The 19,051-nt window shown below is 66.3% G+C and carries 10 protein-coding genes; 3 read left to right on the forward strand and 7 right to left on the reverse strand.

Annotated elements, in window-relative coordinates; all coding sequences use genetic code 11:
• Positions 1-416 precede the first annotated feature (416 nt).
• Together ACFVWR_RS17705 and ACFVWR_RS17710 are read right to left on the reverse strand one after the other, a co-directional pair.
• Entirely contained in the window at positions 417-1,007 is a 591-nt protein-coding gene (locus ACFVWR_RS17705; RefSeq protein ID WP_387215226.1) for a TetR/AcrR family transcriptional regulator, read from the reverse strand.
• 10 nt (positions 1,008-1,017) lie between these two features.
• Positions 1,018-1,566 (reverse strand): hypothetical protein, encoded by a 549-nt coding sequence (locus ACFVWR_RS17710; RefSeq protein ID WP_387215229.1) that lies wholly within the window; start codon positions 1,564-1,566, stop codon positions 1,018-1,020.
• A 94-nt stretch (positions 1,567-1,660) separates the two neighbouring features.
• Between ACFVWR_RS17710 and ACFVWR_RS17715 the strand changes: the two genes are divergently transcribed.
• Complete coding sequence (locus ACFVWR_RS17715; RefSeq protein ID WP_387215231.1) at positions 1,661-2,083, forward strand: hypothetical protein; 423 nt, start codon at positions 1,661-1,663, stop codon at positions 2,081-2,083.
• A 43-nt stretch (positions 2,084-2,126) separates the two neighbouring features.
• Here the strand turns inward: ACFVWR_RS17715 and ACFVWR_RS17720 are convergent, their stop codons facing one another.
• Positions 2,127-2,705 carry a sugar O-acetyltransferase gene (locus ACFVWR_RS17720; RefSeq protein WP_387215234.1) on the reverse strand — a complete coding sequence of 193 codons (579 nt, stop codon included), beginning with the start codon at positions 2,703-2,705 and terminating at the stop codon, positions 2,127-2,129.
• A gap of 4 nt (positions 2,706-2,709) precedes the next feature.
• The gene (locus ACFVWR_RS17725; protein WP_387215237.1) at positions 2,710-3,687 is read right to left on the reverse strand and encodes an aldo/keto reductase; all 978 of its coding nucleotides are present in this window, start codon (positions 3,685-3,687) and stop codon (positions 2,710-2,712) included.
• 370 nt (positions 3,688-4,057) lie between these two features.
• Between ACFVWR_RS17725 and ACFVWR_RS17730 the strand changes: the two genes are divergently transcribed.
• Entirely contained in the window at positions 4,058-5,722 is a 1,665-nt protein-coding gene (locus ACFVWR_RS17730; protein ID WP_387215240.1) for a sigma-70 family RNA polymerase sigma factor, read from the forward strand.
• Here the strand turns inward: ACFVWR_RS17730 and ACFVWR_RS17735 are convergent.
• The 3 genes from ACFVWR_RS17735 to ACFVWR_RS17745 form a co-directional block, all read right to left on the reverse strand.
• Complete coding sequence (locus ACFVWR_RS17735) at positions 5,712-6,644, reverse strand: RNA polymerase sigma factor (protein ID WP_387215243.1); 933 nt, start codon at positions 6,642-6,644, stop codon at positions 5,712-5,714. The two genes, ACFVWR_RS17730 and ACFVWR_RS17735, sit on opposite strands and share 11 nt — an antisense overlap.
• Positions 6,645-6,796: 152 nt before the next feature.
• On the reverse strand, positions 6,797-16,552 hold the full coding sequence (locus ACFVWR_RS17740) for an Ig-like domain-containing protein (RefSeq protein ID WP_387215246.1): 9,756 nt from the start codon (positions 16,550-16,552) through the stop codon (positions 6,797-6,799).
• A 107-nt stretch (positions 16,553-16,659) separates the two neighbouring features.
• Positions 16,660-17,118, reverse strand: a complete 459-nt coding sequence (locus ACFVWR_RS17745; protein WP_387215249.1) for a hypothetical protein — start codon at positions 17,116-17,118, stop codon at positions 16,660-16,662.
• A 420-nt stretch (positions 17,119-17,538) separates the two neighbouring features.
• Here ACFVWR_RS17745 and ACFVWR_RS17750 point away from each other — a divergent pair, with 420 nt between their 5' ends.
• Positions 17,539-19,032 carry a catalase gene (locus ACFVWR_RS17750; protein WP_387215252.1) on the forward strand — a complete coding sequence of 498 codons (1,494 nt, stop codon included), beginning with the start codon at positions 17,539-17,541 and terminating at the stop codon, positions 19,030-19,032.
• Positions 19,033-19,051 lie beyond the last annotated feature (19 nt).

Below are 19,051 nucleotides of genomic sequence, written 5' to 3' on the forward strand. Positions count from 1 at the left end.
GCCGTGTGGCCGCCGGGGTTCTGAGCTCGGTGCTAGCTGGTTACTGGCAGCTGTCACACTGCAGCATGTCCATGGGGTCGACGGGAACCGAGTAGCCGCCAACGCTGTCGCTGTTTTCGTAGTCCATGATGGCCTCCCCTAGAAGTCTTGTTGTTACCGCTTCTTGCGGTGTTCACCCACTATATAACCCTAATGACACGATTGTCATTCCACTACATGTAGTGTTTTGCGATTTTTTCTGGATCACCCCCAGACTAGGGGCGACCACCGACATTGGGCGCCGGAGTTTTGGGGTGACACGCCGGTGGAACGTCCGTCACGACGGTGATTCGGGCCGGATGCGACGGAATCTCCGGCACGGCGCGGCAGGGGCGGGAGGGGCGGAGCGGGAGGGGCGGGAGCGGGAGCGGCGCGCGTCAGGCGGAACGGCTCAGCTCGTCGAGGTGGCGGTTGAGCGTGTCGCGCATGCGAGCCGCGTCGTCGGGATCGCCGCTCCACAGCATGTGCATCGCGACACCGTCGAGCAGTGCGCGCAGCCGTCGGGCCTCGTAGTCGAGGTCTCTGCCTGCTTCGAGCTCCGCGGCCTCGGCGAGCACGTCGATGGCCAGCCTGCATCCCCGGTCCACGGCGTCGTTGAGCCGACGCGCGGACGGCTGGAGTTCGGCGTCGGTGAGCGCCAGAACGCCGAGCTGGATCTGCGCCACGAGCTCCAGGCGGCGTTCGCGATCGAGGGGAAGCAGTTGCGCGAGGAGCTCGTCGACGAACGCGCGGCCCGTCAGATCGAGTGCTCTGATCCTGTTCGTCGCTCGTTCCTCGATGAGCTCGAGGCAGTGCACGCGGAGGGAATGCTGGGTGGGAAAAGCGCGCCGGAGCGAAGCGGTGGCGACATTCGCCTCTTCGGCAACGCCGCGCACGGAAAGCCCCGCGAGCCCGTCGCGTTCGAGCACCCGCAGCGAGGCTTCGGCGATCTGGACGGCACGCTCATCGGTGTCGATTCGGCGGGGCACGGCATCCAGCCTAGAAGGCGCTCTGCGACTGGGCCACCGGCTTCTTGGGCCAGATCGTGTAGCTGACCGCCCAGAGGAGATCGGCGGCGAACACGATTCCCAAGACGCCGAAGAACCCTGAGAGGGCGGCGGTCCGGGCCGGATCGCCGATCAGCAGGATGAGCCCCGCGATGATCGCGCCCGCGATCGCGACCATGAGCGTGGTCAAGAGCACGTCACGCCAGCACTTCCTCGTGTAGGCCGCGCCCGACAATCGCTCCGGCTTCGGTCCTCCCGCGAAACGGTGGGCGAAACGCACGTCGGCCCAAGCGACCATCCGCCGCCCGTAGGCGACGGACGCACCGATGTACACGGCGGCGAGCGCGTGCTGCCACGAAGCCGTGCCTCCGCCGAGCAGGTCGATGGCGACGAGCACCAGCAGGACGGCGTCGATGAGGGGAGCGCAGAAGAAGAGCCAGACACTCAAGCGCGGTCGGTGCAGGCGATACCGAGCCACCAGGCCGGCCAGGATCACCACCCAGAATGCAACCTCGCACGCCACGATCGCCGCCAGCACCATTCGCCCACCCCACTAACCCGACCACACCTTGTTAGCACAAGTGTACTCACAACGGGACGAGTGGCGCTCTGTGACGCTCCCGTAGCCTGGGAGCATGGACGCCTGCTCCGAACTCGCCGACGCCTCGGCCCGCATCGCCGCGTCGTCAGAATCGACGCGTCGATTCCTGATCGACCTGGGTGCGGAGGTCGGTGGCGTTCGCCGAGGCTTGTTCTGGCCACTGGACGCGGCGACCGGGGGCAGCAACCGCCTGCGCGGCCGGGGCTTCCGCCGCCACGTCGACGACGGAACGGACGGCCAAGCAAGGCACTTCGCGGGCATCGCCGCTGTTGCCGCGCGCGTCGGCGCGGGCCCGACGCGCTGGCTGTCGATCCATGTCGGCCGGGATGCGCCCGACACCGCCGATGGCCGGCTCACCGATCACGCGATCGACTTCGTGCGCCTCCTCCGCAGCGGTGAACTCGCCCCGACCGACGCGCCGGACTGGATCCGCCGCGCTCTGTGCACCGCCGACTAGGTCGCCCTGAAGTCGCTGGCCCTGCCAGGGCCAGACCCGATCCTCACCAGCTTCGTCGCACCGACGCTTTCGGTCCGGCGACCAGGCTCCTCGCCGGCACGTCGTCGGCCACGACCGCGCCGGCGGCGATCACCGCATCCCGCCCGATGCTGACGCCGGGGAGGATCATCGCCCCGGCGCCGATCCACACGTTCTCCGCCACATCGATCGGCGCGCCGGTGAGGATCCGGCGCCGCTCCTCCGGGTCGACCGGATGCCCGACGGTGATGAACGTGGCCTTCGGTCCGACCATCACCCCGTCGCCCAAGCGGATGCCGGCGTAGTCGAGAAACGTGCACCCCTGGTTGATGAACACCCGCTCCCCGAGCTGCAGGTTGAGACCGTTGTCCGTGTAGAAGGGCGGGTAGATCGTCACCGTCTCCCCGAGCGGCCGCCCCAAGAGCTGTTCGAACAGGGCGGACTTGCCCGCCTCCTCGTCGAAAGGGAGCACGTTGAGCCGGGAGGTCAGCTCGGTGGCCCGCAGCACCCGTTCGCTCATGGCCTTGAACTCGTCGCCGAGAACCCGCTCGCCCCGAGCGAGGAGGTCGGCGTCGTGGATGAGCATCAGCTCGTCGCTCGCCATCCCGCTAGAACCCTTCGGGCGCCCGCACCACGTACGGCGCCTCGAGTCGCGCCAGTTCCTCGTCGGTGAGCGTCAGCTCCACCGACGCGACCGCATCCTCGAGGTGATGCGGCTTCGTGGCGCCGACGATCGGCGAGGTGACGGCCGCCTGCTGGCGCACCCAGGCGAGCGCGACCTGTGCCCGGGAGACTCCTCGCTCCTCCGCGACCGCCTTCACCGCTTGGGCCACGAGCCGGTCGCCCTCCTGCTGCTGCCGGTAGAGCGTCTGGCCGAACACATCCGTCTCGGAGCGCGCCGTTCGCTCGTCCCAGTCGCGGGTCAGCTTGCCGCGAGCGAGCGGGCTCCACGGCAGAACCCCGACGCCCTGGTCGAGGCAGTACGGCAGCATCTCGCGCTCCTCTTCGCGATAGATGAGGTTGTACTGGTCCTGCATCGACACGAATCGCGTCCACCCGCCCAGGTCGGCCGCGTGCTGCGCCTCGGCGAACTGCCAGGCGAACATCGAGGATGCACCGATGTAGCGGGCCTTGCCCGCCTTGACCACATCGTGGAGCGCCTCCATGGTCTCCTCGATCGGCGTGTTCGGGTCCCATCGGTGGATCTGGTAGAGGTCCACATAGTCCGTGCCGAGCCGGCGCAGGCTGTGGTCGATCTCGGTCAGGATGGCCGCGCGCGAGAGCCCGGCACCGTTCGGGCCCGGCCGCATCCGGCCGTGCACTTTCGTGGCGATCACGACCTCGTCACGGCTGGCGAAGTCGGCGAGAGCCCGCCCCACGATCTCCTCGCTGCTGCCGGCCGAATACACGTTCGCGGTGTCGAAGGTGGTGATGCCGCTCTCCAGAGCCTGCCGGATGAAGGGCCGACTCGCCTCCTCGGTCAGCGACCACTCGTGGGCGCCCCTGCCCGGCTCGCCGAAACTCATGCACCCCAGCGTGACGGCCGAGATCTTGAGCCCTGTGTTGCCGAGCCTGACGTATTCCATGAGGGGGACCTTCCGGTTTCGGGATGCGCTTGTCGAGTCGGATGCGAGTCTAATCACCGCCCCGCGTTACGTTTCCGGCCGCACGCCCTCTCTCTTAACGCGACGACGTTTCGACCGACAGGCAGAAGGTCGACCACTGTCGCCGCGCTTTCGGGCGCGAAGCGGCTGCGGGTTTGGCCGCGGGGCCTCGCTTCATGGGTAGCGAGGCCCCTCACCAACTTTTTTCGAAGATTTTCCGTCACCGCGTTACATCTGGGCGGTTTTCGCATCTCTTCACATGGAGCGACCCCTGACGTCGCCGCACACGTTTGAGGCTGCGCGCCCGTGCCCGACCTCGTTCGACGTGTTACCCGATGAACGGAGGTCGGTCGTGCCCGCACCGTCGACGCCCGACTTCCATGAGCCGTCCGACAGCGAGCTCGTCGAACGTGCCCGCCGCGGCGACAAGCCCGCCTACGGCCTGCTGTGGTCACGCCACGCCGGTGCGGCCCGTCGTGTCGCGCAGTCCACGACCACGTCGTTCGACGGCGACGACATCGTGTCGGAGGCGTTCGCCCGCGTCTACCAGGCGATCCTCGGCGGCGGCGGCCCCACCACCGGCTTCCGCCCGTACCTGTTCACCGTCGTGCGCAATGTCGCCGCGGCATGGGGGCGCGGTCGCCGCGAGGTTGCGGTCGAGAACTTCGACACGCTCGAGAGCAACGGTCTCGTGAAAGAACGCGCCTCCAGCGAGGACGAGGTGCTGCAGAAACTCGACCGCGGACTCACCGCCCAGGCGTTCCGCAGCCTGCCGGAGCGCTGGCAGGAAGCCCTCTGGTACAGCGAGATCGAGCAGCTCTCCCGCAAAGACATGGCGCAGATCTTCGGCATCTCGTCGGCCGCCGTCGGGGTGCTCACCTTCCGCGCCCGCGAGGGTCTGCGCCAGGCGTGGGTGCAGGCTCACCTGACCAGTGAAGACCTGCCCGCAGAATGCCGCTGGACCGTCGAGCATCTCGGCGCCCACGCGAGGGACGCCCTCGGTTCCGCCGACGAGAAGCGTCTCAAGCTGCATCTCGCCGAATGCGCGCGCTGCACCATCATCGCCTCGGACGCGCACAATGTGGGCAAGTGGCTGTCGTTCGTGATCCTCCCGCTGATCATCGGCATCGGTGCGGCGACGGCGTACACGTCGGCGGTGCGCGGCGGGTCGACCGCGACATATGCGCTCGGGGTCGATGGCATCCCACACCCGATGGATATGGCGCAAGCTTCTTCATCGGGCGCCGCCACGTCGCCGGACATCGAACCGTCGAACGTGGTGCGCGTCTCGTCTCGCCGCCCGAAGCTCCGCCGGCGCGTGATCCAGGCTGCAGCCGGCGCCGCAGCCGTGACCGGCATCGTCGCGGGAATCTTCGTTGCGAACGCATCCTCGCCGTCCACCGAGCGGCAGCCCAGCAAGACCGGCGCCGCCGAGGTAGCCAGCCCTCCGCCCCCGTCCGCATCGGGAACCCTCACTGCGCGCCTCGTTCAGGGCGACGGCGAGATCTTCCTGCCCTCAGCGAGTGGAACAGGCGCGCCTGATGCAACTGTGATCGTTCGGCTAGGCGACACCCAACTCGCTGAAACCATCGTCCATGCCGATGGCACCTGGCTCACCGACCAGCTTCCGGTCAGCGCCGCCGGCGAGTTGACGGTCACAGAAGATCCTTCTGCACGCGATTCGACGTCGATCGTGCTTCCCTTTTCGCTCAAGGCGCCAACGGTGACGGAGACGCGCACGGCAGGCGGCGTTACCCTCGCTGTGAGGGGACGGCCGAATTCACCCATCCACGTGACGGTGGACCTCGGAGGGGGCGAGTCCGTCTCGATCGCCGCAGCCTTGTTGGATGCCGACGGCACCTGGTCGGCGACGTACGGTGCCGCAACCTCCGGCGTCACTGCTCCCGAGGCACACGTCGATGTCTTCGCACTCACCGAACACGATGCGGGAATCTTCGCTCGCTATGCCGCGGGCAACCGATTCGGTCTCTCCTCTCCAGCTGCAGTCAGCGGCTGATTCGCACGGTGTCCGACGACGTTCCGTCGACCGTGGTCACGGAAACGTCGTAGAGGCCGGGCGCGAGATCGCCGGTCGACCGGCTTTCCAACGGCCTTGGAGACTCACCCTCGCGGTTATACGTGGCCGAACAGGTGCCATCGCCGCCGGTCTCGATGCTGAGCGTGGTGTCGCCGTCGAAAAGACTGGGAGCATGCAACTCGACCACGCACTCTCCACCCGGGTAGCTGCGTTTCACGATCTCGTGGGTCGTCGGATCTTCGTGCACCACCCAGCCGATCGTTCCGACTGCGAAGACGAGAGCGGTTCCGAGGATTCCTAGAACCGCGCGAGTCGACCCGGTACTCTTCTGCTTCTGCTTCTGTTCCGTGAATCGGCGCTTGAGGCCCCGGCGTGCCCGCGAGTAGAGCATCCGTTCCGCCGTCGGTGAGATGCCGAGATCGACCGCTGTCTCTTTGCTGTCTTTGCCGTCGAGCACCCGGGCGGTGAGCACCTGACGCCAACTCTCCGGCAGTTCACCGAACGCCTTGACGAGATCCGCATCCATGTCGCCCGTGAAGAGCTCAGCGTGGTCGTCGACGTAGTGGGTGACCACTCGCTCGATGTCTTCGACGGGTTGCACCCGTGCGCGGTGTCGGTAGGCGGCTGCGGCAACCGTGCGCACCGTGGTGCGCAGGTACAGGCTGAATGACTCGGAAGGCCCGCCGCCTCGCCGGATGGCTTCGAGCACGTTGGTGAACGCTTCGCTCACGATGTCGTCGATCTGATCGCTCTGCGGGGCCTGCCTCCTGGCCAGTCTCACCGCCATCTCGTGGTGCCGCGTGTAGAGCTCAGCTGCGGCGGTGTCGTTTCCGGCGCGGTAACGCACCACGAGCTCTTGATCGGTGAGCACCCAGGGGCCGGCCGCGTCTCTCTCGCTCACACCCACCTGCTCATGCTCGCACCGTCGACCGCTGCCAGCCAAGGACTTGCGCCTTCTAGTTGAAGACAATTCCAGTATTCCGGAGCGCAAATGGCGGAGGCGGTGCTGAAGTCATCGACTCCAGCACCGCCTCCGCTTGTGTGGCTAGCGGGCTAACTCACCCGCCCCTCCGCGTCTTCTACCCAGCTGCAGATCTCCAGATTCTCGACCGATTCGTTGAGCACTCCGCGACCACCGATGAGGGTGATCTGTCGAGCGCCGGACTTGTCGATGCTGTTCATCACCAGCTGCGGGATGCAGGTGGCCGGAGCGAGGTACATCGGCGACTTCGTCCGCGCAGCCAGGGGGGCTGCGGAGAGGGCGTCAGGGAAGTCCGCACCGGCGGCGATGTACGCCGTCGTCGCGGTCGGGAACGCCCATGCGTTGATCGCGACTGACGTGCTGTACCTGTCGGCACCCCACAGCCTTGTCACGTGCGCGTATGCGTCCATCCCAGTTTCGATGCCTTCCGACACCGCGCCGGTACCACCAGTAATGATCAGCTCCTTGGCGCGGAGCTTCATGATCGCCTCACCGGTGCTCTGGTCGGTCTTGGCCGCGAGGCCGTTGACCAACACCACCGGTGCTTCGATCGCGCCCGCTGCCGGCGCTGCCGACAACGCGTCCGGGAACAGCACACCCGAGGCGACGAACACCTTGTCCGAGGTCTTGAACTCGGACAGTGCGATGATCCGCGACGTCTCGTAGCGGTCGATTCCGCCGAGGCGGGTGATCGTTCCCTTCAGGTGAAGGCTGATCACCTGCTTGACGACGTTCTCGGAGACCGCACCGGTTCCGCCGACGAACACGATCCGCTGCGGGTTCAACCGCGAGATCTCGGCCGCCACCGCGGAGGGCAGCGCGTCCTTTCGGGTCAGCAGCACTGGGGCGTCGGCCTTGGCTGCAGCCGGAGCCGCAGACAGGGCATCAGGGAAGTTTTCGCCGGAAGCGATGAACACTGCCGAAGCCGTGTCCGGGAACGCTTCCTTGGAGACCTCCACCGACGTTCCATAACGGTCGGGGCCCCAGATCCGCAGGACGGAACGCTTCACCGTGACGACGGTCGGAAGGGAGGTGTTACCCGCCACGTCCGTTGCCGTCACCGAGATGTCGTCATCGATCGCCGGCACAGGGCTCGGCTTGATCGAGAACTCACCATCAGGACCGGCAACGCCGCTTCCGATGACGTTGCCGTCCTTGTCACGGATCGTGACCGTCGAACCCGGCTCAGCTGCACCCGTGACCACGGTTCCGTTCGTCTCGTCGACGACCGGAGCGTCCGGCGCTGTGGAGTCGACCGTGACGGTTGTACCGGGCGAGGTGTTTCCAGCCTCGTCTTCGACGACCACCGTGATTTTGTCACCGTCGCCAGGCTTCGGGCTCGGAACGATTTCGAACTTGCCGTTCTCATCGACCGTGCCAGAACCGATCTCGTTACCGTCCTCGTCCGTGATCTTCACGGTCGTTCCGGGCTCACCAGAACCGGTCACCTTGTCACCGTTGGTGGGATCCACCACCGGCGCCTCAGGAGCCTTCGCATCGACGACGACCTCGGTACCGGGAGAGGTGTTGCCGTTGTCGTCCTTCGCGGTCACGGTGATCTTGTCACCGTCGCCAGGCTTCGGGCTCGGAACGATTTCGAACTTGCCGTTCTCATCGACCTTGCCAGAACCGATCTCCTTGCCGTTCTCGTCCGTGATCGTCACGGTCGAGCCGGGCTCGGCTTCTCCGGTCACCTTGTCACCGTTGGTCGGGTCCACAACCGGAGCTGCGGGAGCAGCGGAGTCGACGACGACGTCGGTTCCGGGCGACGTGTTACCAGCGTCGTCCTTCGCCGTGACCGTGATGGTGTCACCGTCACCAGGCTTCGGGCTCGGAACGATCGAGAAGTTGCCTTCTTCGTCCGCCTTGCCAGAACCGATCTCGTTGCCCTTGTCGTCCTTGATCGTCACTGTCGAGCCAGGCTCGGCCTGGCCCGTCACGACGGTGCCGTCCGTGGGATCCACGACAGGGGCTTCGGGAGCCTTCGCGTCAACAGTCACCTCGGTGCCAGGCGAGGTGTTTCCAGCCTCGTCCTCCTGAACAACCGTGATCTTGTCACCATCGCCAGGCTTCGGGCTCGGAACGATTTCGAACTTGCCGTTCTCATCGACCGTGCCAGAACCGATCTCGTTGCCATCCTCGTCCGTGATCTTCACGATCGCACCAGGCTCACCAGAACCGGTCACCTTGTCACCGTTCGTGGGATCCACCACCGGCGCCTCAGGAGCCGACGCATCGACCGTCACCGAACCAGGGGCCGAGACGTTGCCTGCAACGTCGGTCTCAGTAGCGGTGACGGTGTCGCCGTCAACCGGCTTCGGCGAGGGAACGACCGACCATGTGCCGTCGTCTTCGACCTCGGTGGTGCCGATGACGGAGCCATCCGGACCCATCACTGTGATGGTGTCGCCCGGGGTGCCTCCGGAGCCGGAGATCTTGTCGCCGTTCGTCGGATCCAGCACTGGCGCAGCCGGTGCTGTCGCGTCAACCGTGACATTGGTCTTGGGCGAAGTGTTGCCGGCCGGATCGGTCGCCGTCACAGACAGCACCTCTCCGTCTTCACCCTTCGGGCTCAGCGGAACCGTGAAGGTGCCGTCCGGCTGCACCGTGCCGGTACCCAGCACGCTTCCGTCCGGACCCGTAACGACGATCGTCGCACCAGACTCAGCCGAACCGGACACCTGCGAACCGTTGGTGGGATCCACCACCGGCGCCTCAGGAGCCGACGCATCGATCGTGATCGTGGTACCCGGGGAGGTGTTTCCAGCCTCATCCTTCGCCGTCGCGGTGACCTTGTCACCATCAACAGGCTTCGGGCTCGGAACCATCGTCCACGAACCATCCGGACCAGCAACGGTCTCACCGATGACGTTGCCGTCCTCGTCCTTGACCGTCACCGTCGAGCCAGGCTCGGCTTCACCCGTGATCTTGTCACCGTTGGACGGATCCACGATCGGGGCAGTCGGCGCCTTCGCGTCAACAGTCACCTCGGTGCCAGGCGAGGTGTTTCCAGCCTCGTCCTCCTGAACAACCGTGATCTTGTCACCGTCGCCAGGCTTCGGGCTCGGAACGATTTCGAACTTGCCGTTCTCATCGACCGTGCCAGAACCGATCTCGTTGCCATCCTCGTCCGTGATCTTCACGGTCGCACCAGGCTCACCAGAACCGGTCACCTTGTCACCGTTGGTGGGATCCACCACCGGCGCCTCAGGAGCCTTCGCGTCAACCGTCACCGAGGTGGGGTCGGACGGGATGCCACTCGGTGAGGTCGCCACAGCCGTGATTGTCGCGCCATCAGCCGGACGAGGGTTCGGAACGAGCGACCACTGGCCGTTCTCGTCCGCCTTCGTCTCACCGATGACGTTTCCAGCAGCGTCGGTGACCGTCACCGTGTTGCCCGGCTCAGCGCTGCCCGTCACGACAGACCCGTTGGTCGGGTCGATCGTCGGGGCAGACGGCTTGGCCGCGGAGAGGAACTCCAGCTCGGCGGTCTCGCCGATCTGGTTTCCACCGATTCTTGCCTGCACTGCGTAGGTGCCCGCGACCACAGAGGTGAAAGTCACCTCGGCAGTGCCCCCGGCACCAGTGGTGACCGAGCTCGAGCTGGCGGTGAGGCCCGCGGGGCTGGTCACAGTGATGACCTGACCCGAGACGATGTTTCCGTTGCTGTCACGGGCGGTGATGACCGCCGTGTACTTCGCGGATCCATCGGCCAGGATCGGGCCGTTCGGAGTGACCGTCCACGAGGACTTGCCCGCGTCCGCCGCGCCTGCACCGAACGTGACGTCGGCCGGCGAACCTGTGACTGCGGCACCGCCGATGGCTGCGGAGACCGAGTAGGTTCCCGCCGTCGTCGAGGTGATCGCGATCGTGGCCTGCCCGTTGGCGTCGCTCACGGCGGCCTGCGCCGAAAGTGCGGCACCGTCCGTCGCTGAGAAGTCGACCAGCGCACCGGAGACGATGTTTCCGTTGGCGTCGCGAACTGTGACGACCGCCGAGTGGGAGGCCGAGCCGTCGGCAGTGACCGTTCCGGTGGAAACCGTCAGGTTGGACTTCGCAGCGTCTGCCGCACCGGCGCCGAACACAGCGGTCACCGGCGAACCGGAGATCTGGCCTGCGCTGATGGCACCCGTGATCAGGTACTGGCCGGTCTTGGTGCTCGTCACCGAAACGGTGGCGACTCCCTGACCATTGGTGGTTCCCGAAGAAGCCGACAGCGTGGCGCCCGAGGCCGCCGTGAAGCTCACCGAAGCACCGGAGACCGGGTTCAGGAAAGCGTCGACGATGGTCGCCGTCACGAGGTGAGCGGCAATACCGTCAGCCGTGACAGCCGAGGTGTTGTCGATCGCCAGTTTCGACTTCGAGGCGTCCGCCGGACCTGCGACGAACGACGCAGTGACCGGGGAACCCGTGAGGGCGAGCCCACCGACCGAAGCGGCGATCGAGTGGGCGCCGGCCTTCGTGCTGGTGACGGTGATCTTGGCGGCACCGTTGTTGTCGGTGCTAGCCGAAGTCGCAGACAGAGCAGCGTCGGTCGAAGCGGTGAACGCGACTGATGCGTTCGGGATCACGTTGCCGTTGGCGTCCTTGATGGTCGCCGTCACGGTGTACTTGTCCTGGCCGTTGGCGACCTTCGGTCCAGCGTCGATCGTCACGGTCGAAGCTTCCGCAGAGGGAGCTCCAGCAATGAAGTTCGCGTCGACCGAGGCAGGATTCAGCGTGTTTCCGTTGACCGTGGCGGTCACGGGAACGGTGCCCGCAACAGTGCTCGAGATCTGCGTGGTCGCGACGCCGGAGGCGTTCGTGACAGCGCTACCCGCGCTCAGCGTTCCTGACGGAGCGCCGAAGGAGACGGCGACACCCTGAATCGGGTTGCCGGCTGCATCGTTGACCGTCGCGGTGACGGTGTGCTTCTGCACTCCGTCGGCCGCAATTCCGTTCGAGCTGTCGATCGTGAGGGTCGACTTACCGGTGGAACCCGTGGAGGGCTGACCAGCGACGAACACTGCCTGAACAGGCGAGTTCTTCAGGGCGCTGCCGGCGATCGTGGCGGTGACATCGAACGACCCGGCGACGCTGCTGCGCACCTTGGTCGTCGCGACACCGGTCACGTCCGTGACAGCCGAACCGGCCGTCAAGCTTGCGGATCCTGATGCACCGAACACCACGGTGGCGCCGGAGACCGGGTTGTCGAACGCGTCGAGCACGGTTGCCGTCACTGTGTGGGTGTCGCTGTTGTTGGCGACCACCGTGTTGTTGTCAATCGCGACAGACGACTTGCCGTCCGCTCCCGTCGATGGTGAACCGGCAACGAATGCGATTGTGACGGGCGAACCCTTCACAGCCGTGCCGTTGACGGACGCGGTCACGCCGTACGATCCCGCGACCGTGCTGATCGACTGAACGACGGCCTGGCCGTTCGCGTCGGTGGTAGCGGTCGAAGCCGACAGCTGCGGACCGTTGGGGACGACGGCGAACTGCACCGTCACGCCGGGAAGGGCGTTGCCCTGCGCGTCGCGGATCGTCGACGTGATGGAGTGACTGTCGACGCCATCGGCCGTGCGGTTTCCCGTGGTGGCCGTGACCGTGGAGGTTCCATCGGCACCGACCGAAGGCGAACCCGCGGAGAATGTCGCCGTCACGGGCGAACCCTTCAGTGCGGTTCCATTCACGGTCGCCGAAATCGGGTAGGACCCGACCTGGGTGCTGCTGACGGTTGTCGTGACGACACCGGAAGCGTCGGTCACGCCGGATCCGGCGGTCAGGTTGGCGCCGCTGGCGGCACCGAACTGAACGACCACTCCGGAGATCGGGTTGCCGAACGCGTCGAGCACAGTGGCGGTCACCGTGTGGGTGTCCGTTCCGTTCGCCTGAGCGCTCTTGTCATCGATGGTGACCGTCGATGTCCCGTTCTCGCCGAGCGAAGGAGCGCCGGCGATGAAGTTCGCCGTCACGTTCGCCGGGTTGAGCGTGTTGCCGCCGACCGTGGCGGAAACTTTGTAGCTTCCAGCCTTGGTGCTTACCACCTGAGTGGTTGCAACACCGTCGGCGTCGGTGAGAACGGCAGAGCCGCTCAGCGTCGCGCCGGTGTCAGCGGTGAACGAGACGGCGACACCGGAAAGCGGCGTGCCGTAGCTGTCGCGCACCGTGGCGGTGACGACGTGCGATGCCGCACCATCCGCCGTGATCCCATCGCTGGAATCGATGGCGAGGGTCGACTTGCCTGTCGAGCCCGTCGACGGCGAACCGGCGATGAACACGGCGTTCTGCGGCGATCCCTTGATCGTCTGTCCGTCGGCAGTTGCCGAGACGGGGAACGATCCAGGCGTCGTACTCGTCACAGACACCGACGCAACGCCGGAGGCGTTGGTCGTCGCGGTCGGCGAGGAGAGGGCTGCGCCACCGGTGGCGGCGAACGCCACAGCGACACCCTGCACCGGGTTGTTGTTGGCGTCGACGACGACGGCGGTCGCCGTCTGCACGTCGGAGCCGTTGCTGTACGCGATTCCCTGGGTCACCGACAACGTCGACAGCCCCTCAGCTCCCAGTGACGGGGCGCCAGCAATGAACTGTGCGTTGCTGGTGCTTCCGATCTGGGTGCCCGAGAGCGCGGCGCGAACGATGTAGCTGCCCGCTGTGACGCTGGTGATGAGCGCCGTGTAGGTGCCATCTCCCTGGTCGGCGACCGCGGTGACGGTCGAGCCGCTGCCGCTGGTGACCGTGACGTCGGTCGCGCCTGTGACGAGGTTGTTGTTCGCGTCACGGAGCGTGATCGTCGCGGTGTACGCAGTGACACCGTCGGCGGTCAGCGGTCCTGCCGGAGCCAGAGTCCACGACGAGTTCTCTACCACTGCCGTTCCGGCAGAGAAGGCGAGGTCGTGTGTGGTGCCGATCTGCGCAGCGCCGAGATAGGCGCCCACCGGGAAGGTGGCAGCGGTGATCGCGGTGAAACTGACCGCCGCGACACCGTTGGTGCCCGTGATCAGCGTCGCCTTGCCGTTGGAGACGGCCAGCGTGTTGCCCGAGGCGTCTTTTGCGGTCAGACCGTTGGGGACATCGATGGAAACGACGGCCGCGTTGACCGGGTTTCCGTTGGCGTCATTCGCGGTGACCGTACCGGTGTACGCGGCGTTACCGTTCGCCGCGACCGGACCGGCCGGGGTGACCGTGAACGTCGACTTCTCGGCCACTGCTGCTCCGGCCTGGAACGTTGCCGTTCCACCCTGGCCGTTCGCGATCGATAGGGCGGAACCGCCGCTGCTTGCCGAGACCTGGTACGTGCCGGCGACCGAGGACATGACCGGAGCGGTGCCCTGACCATCCTGTCCTGTGGCGACCGTGATCGTCTGCGTTCCATTGGCGAACACCGCCGGCGCGGCGACCGTGATGGTCGCTTCACCCGCAGCGGGGTTACCGTTGGCGTCTGCAGTGTTGACCGTGACGGTCTGAGCTGCGATACCGTCTGCAGCGACCGCACCGCCGGTGACCTGATAGGTCGACTTCGAGGCGACGACCGCGCCGGCGGTGAACGTTCCCGTCTGGGGAGTGATCTGTACCGGGTTGCCGCTGACCTCGACCGCGGCGCCGAGCTCGTAGCTGCCTGCCTTGGTGCTGGTGAGGGTGAAGGTGTAAGTCCCGTCTCCGTTGTCGGTGACCGCTCCGGCGGTCACGCCGGACGGAACCGTCGGCGTGACCTTTTGGCCGGGCATGTTGCCGCCGTTGGTTCCCTTAATAGTGACCGTCGCCGTGATCGTGGCGGTGCCGTCGGCGACAGCCGAGGTCGGAGCCAGCGAGATGGCCGACTGCGACGCCGAGGGCGTCGTCTCGATCGTGATCGTGACGGTGTTCGAGACCGCGGAGGTGAGGCCGACCCCGTCGACCTGCGTAGCGGTGAACGAGTGCGCCCCGCCGGACAACGCGGCCGGAGTCAGCGTCCATGTGCCGTCGTCTTTCACCGTGGCAGTTCCGAGCGTGGTCGCGCCGTCGAGGACGGTGACCGTGTTTCCCGCGACACCGGTACCGGTGATCGTCGGAGTCGTGTCGGTCGTGCTCGAGCCATCGGCGGGAGCCGTGATCACGGGCGCCGCGTCGGCTTGCGACTTCACCGTGATGTTCACGGTGTTGGAGACCGGCGACTCGTTGCCCGCCGCGTCGAACTGCTTCGCGGTGAGCGCGTAGTTGCCGTCTGCGAGCGGGCTCTCCGGCGTCAGGCTCCAGTCGCCCGAGGTGGCGACGACCGAACCGATCTTCGTGCCGTTGGCGTACACGGTGACCGTGCTGCCTGCGACCGCGCCGGTACCGGAGATCGCCGGGCTGGTCTCAGTGGTCAGCAGGCCGTCTCTCGGAGCGGTGATCGCGACCGCAGCATCAGCCTTGGTGTCGATCGTGAACGTGGTGGTCACCGGGTCGCTCGTGAGGCCGTAGCCGGTAGTGTGCTCGGTCTGCTCCGCTTGGATGGTGTAAGTCGCATCCGGGAGTGCAGACGGCAGCGCGTACGACCAAGAGCCGTCACCTGCCACAGTGACCGCATTTCCGTAGTAGCCGTCCACGAGAGTGGTGCCGTCTTGGATGAGCGTGATGGTCGCGCCGGGCGTGCCGGTGCCTGTCACAACGACGTTCGGGTTGCTCGTCAGCGACTTGTCGGCCGGAGCGGTGATCGTCACCTCGTCCGGACGAGGAACGTCATAGTTGTAGAAGACGGACGCCGGCGTGAATGCCTGCGTCGCGTCAGTCGGGGGCGTCGAGTACATGATCTGCGGAGCGCCGTTGTCGACGGTGACCGTGGTCGGGTTGTGCGACTCTGGCCAGACCAGGAGCTTGTAGTAGCCCGTGCCGCCGGCCTCAGAGAAGTCGATCGAGCCGTCAGCCTTCATGGCCGAGCCCAAGGCGGGGTTCGAGCCGTCGTTGATCATCGCCGGGTAGCCGGCAGCCTGACCGTTCGAGGCAGGCGCGGCGTTGTACACCGTCGTCGCCACCGGACGGGTGGCGTTGGAGCCACCGTTGAACGGCGTCACGCCGGTGACGTGGATCGGCTGCGAGTTGATCGCCGTGACGGGGCTGCCGTCTTCATTCACCCACTGGTACCAGAAGCTGTCGGAGACCGATCCCGCAGGGCCACTCGCGGCCGAGCTGAACCCCGGGTTCATCAGGGGGATCGCCACGGACTTCGCAGGCAGCACGCCTGGGGCCTGCCCGTTCAGCCCGTAGTCGAGAACCTGACCCCAGTTCGCCTGTCCTCCTGACCAGAGCCGCCAGACGTTGTCCCAGACGATCTGGACACCAGGGCCGCTCGCCGTGGCGGCGGCGTTGCGGCCGCTCAAGGAGTAGAACTGCATCGGGGTCGTTGTCTGGGCGGATGCCACTCCGCCGACGGTGACCGTCGAGTACAGGTTCAAGGTGATCGGGAGACCACCTGGAACATTGCTGCCGGCGCCGTTGTCCGGAAGGTTGAGGTCGCCCTCGAGCGACATGACGAGGAAATCGTCAGGGCCGGAAGAGATCACCTGGTGGATCGTGTAGAACTCATCGATGTTCTGGGCCCACGTGGTCGCACCCGCGGCCGAGTTCGTCGCCTTGATGCGTGCCGTGCGGATGGTGCCATTGCCGTAGTCGTACGACAACGACAGGCCCGCGCCGGTCGCTGGGTTCACCGAGCCCTTCGGCACCCTCAGCACGAAGTCGGCGCGGATCTCGTCCATGTAGGAGTCGACGCGGTACTCCGCGCCGAGAACCGAGTACACCTCTGGTGCTGTCGTCGCCGCGTTGGCAGGGGCTGCAACGCCCACCGCCGTCAAGACGCTCGCGGCGGCGACCGCGAGTGCCGTCACTGCAGCGCGTGCACGGAACCAAGGGCTCCGGCCTGGTGCGCGCTGCACTGGGGAATCTGCTGTGATCATTCTCTTTCTTTCACTCGGGACGGAATCGGGCATGTCCACTACTTGCCGTCAGTGGGGGTCGATGTGGCGGAGGTGGCTCCGCGCGGGGATACGCCGTAGGTCACGGAGTACGTGCCTTTCGACTTCTCGAAGCCGAGGCGGACGGAGTATTCGGCCGAGGCCAGCGAATAGGCCGTGGAGTTCGTCGCCGCGCTCGTGCCGATAACGACGAAGCCCTTCTTCTTCAGTTGGGACAGAGCCGCCTGCTGGGCCTTTTCGTCTTCGACCTGAACGGTGGCGTTGTATGCGACGCCAGACTTCGCGCTGGCGATGATGTCGCCCTCGGCGATCGGCACGGCCGAGGCCGGGAACCCCTTCGTGAGATCGACAGTCTCGACACCGCCGGTGCAGCCGGCGAGAGCGATCACGACCGCGATACCCGAGAGCGCCGCAAGGACGCGCGCGGCCGGGGTGGTGCGGGCTTTGGTGCGAGTGGGTATTGACGCGATGGCAGTCACGATCCGGGTTCCTTTACCTAGGGGGTGGCAGGGGCCGAGTCACGGGTTGGACCAGGCCTTACACAGAAGAGATGCGTTTGAGCGCGAAACGTAACGCTGAATCCAAAATTTCTCTGGGCAAGATTCGTGGCAATAAATGTCACATCGTCGCGTAACGCTTCGACTGTTGCGCACTCTCTTTCTGCGAAGCGATACGGCGGATACACGGGTCAAGGGCCGCCGTACTCGCGGCGCCGTCATCGGCGCGCGGCAGTAGCCGCCGGGGGTCTCCGCTGTCGGGTGCGGAGGCCCCCTTTCCCGTCGCCGACCCCAGCGATCGGTAGCGACACGCTGTTTTTAGTGATTCAAAACAGATTGCTATGGTGGGAGATATCCGTGACGGCAGTGTCGTCGCGTTCCGCCAGACGATGAGGAGAATCAATGTCGGAGAACTACACGACCAGTCAGACCGGATCGCCGATCGGAAGTGACGCGCACTCGCTCAGCGCCGGGCACGACGGCGCCATCGCCCTGCACGACCGCTATCTGGTGGAGAAGCTCGCCCAGTTCAACCGTGAGCGCATCCCGGAGCGCATCGTGCACGCGAAGGGCGGCGGCGCTTTCGGCGAGTTCGTGGTGACCGGCGACGTGAGCGCGTACACGCGGGCCGCGGTCTTCCAGCCGGGCACCACCACCGAGACCGTGCAGCGGTTCTCGTCGGTCGCCGGCGAGCAGGGCTCGCCCGACACCTGGCGCGACGTGCGCGGATTCTCGGTGAAGTTCTACACCTCCGAGGGCAACTACGACATCGTCGGGAACAACACCCCGGTCTTCTTCATCAAAGACGGCATCAAGTTCCCCGACTTCATCCACTCGCAGAAGCGTCTCCCGGGCTCCGGGCTGCGGGATGCGGACATGCAGTGGGACTTCTGGACCCTCTCCCCCGAGTCGGCGCACCAGGTGACCTACCTGATGGGCGACCGCGGCATCCCTCGCTCGTGGCGCCACATGCCCGGCTTCGGTTCGCACACCTACCAGTGGATCAACGCTGCCGGTGAGCGCTTCTGGGTGAAGTACCACTTCGAGGCTCTGCAGGGCAACGAGGAGATCGAAGGGGCGAAGGCCGAGGCGATCGCCGGGGCCGACGCCGACTACTACCGTCGCGACCTCTACGAGGCCATCGAGCGCGGGGACTTCCCGGCCTGGAAGGTCTCCGTGCAGATCATGCCCTATCACGACGCCGCGACATACCGCTTCAACCCGTTCGACCTGACGAAGGTGTGGCCGCACGCCGACTACCCGCTGATCGAGGTGGGCGTGCACACGCTCAATCGCAATCCGGAGAATTTCTTCGCACAGATCGAGCAGGCGGCGTTCTCGCCGGCGAACACCGTTCCCGGCATCGACATCAGCCCCGACAAGATGCTGATGGCCCGAGTGTTCTCGTACCCCGACGCCCAGCGTTACCGCGTCGGCACCAACTACAACGAACTCCCGGTGAACGCTCCCGTCGCTCCGGTGCACAACTACTCGCAGGACGGCGCCGCGCGTCACGGCTTCAAGGCGCCCGAGTCTCCGGTGTACGCACCGAACTCGAAGGGCGGCCCGGTGGCCGACGCGGCACGCGCCGGCGAGGGCAGCTGGGAGTCGGACGGTGAGCTGCTGCGGGCCGCGGCCACGCTGCACGCGGAGGACGACGACTTCGGCCAGGCGGGAACCCTCTACCGGGATGTGTTCGACGCGGCGGCGAAAGACCGCTTCCTGCAGACGATCACCGGCGCCGTCGGCGGCGTGAAGAGCCCGGAGATCCGGGAGCGCGCCATCCAGTACTGGACCAACGTCGACGCATCCCTCGGCCAGGCACTCCGTGCCGAACTCGCGAAGGGCGCCGAGACGCCCGACGAGGCCGCCGAGTACGTCGGAGTGGCCGGCTAACAGTCACCCTGCAGTAGCG

The organism is Leifsonia sp. NPDC058292 (assembly GCF_042880955.1).
In the GTDB taxonomy this organism is placed as follows: domain Bacteria; phylum Actinomycetota; class Actinomycetes; order Actinomycetales; family Microbacteriaceae; genus Leifsonia.

Excerpts from the sequence above, each read along its gene's own strand:
- ACFVWR_RS17715 (WP_387215231.1), top strand. The coding sequence starts at position 1,661 with ATGGACGCCTGCTCCGAACTCGCCGACGCCTCGGCCCGCATCGCCGCG.
- ACFVWR_RS17750 (WP_387215252.1), top strand. The coding sequence starts at position 17,539 with ATGTCGGAGAACTACACGACCAGTCAGACCGGATCGCCGATCGGAAGT.
- ACFVWR_RS17720 (WP_387215234.1), bottom strand. The coding sequence starts at position 2,705 with ATGGCGAGCGACGAGCTGATGCTCATCCACGACGCCGACCTCCTCGCT.
- ACFVWR_RS17725 (WP_387215237.1), bottom strand. The coding sequence starts at position 3,687 with ATGGAATACGTCAGGCTCGGCAACACAGGGCTCAAGATCTCGGCCGTC.
- ACFVWR_RS17710 (WP_387215229.1), bottom strand. The coding sequence starts at position 1,566 with ATGGTGCTGGCGGCGATCGTGGCGTGCGAGGTTGCATTCTGGGTGGTG.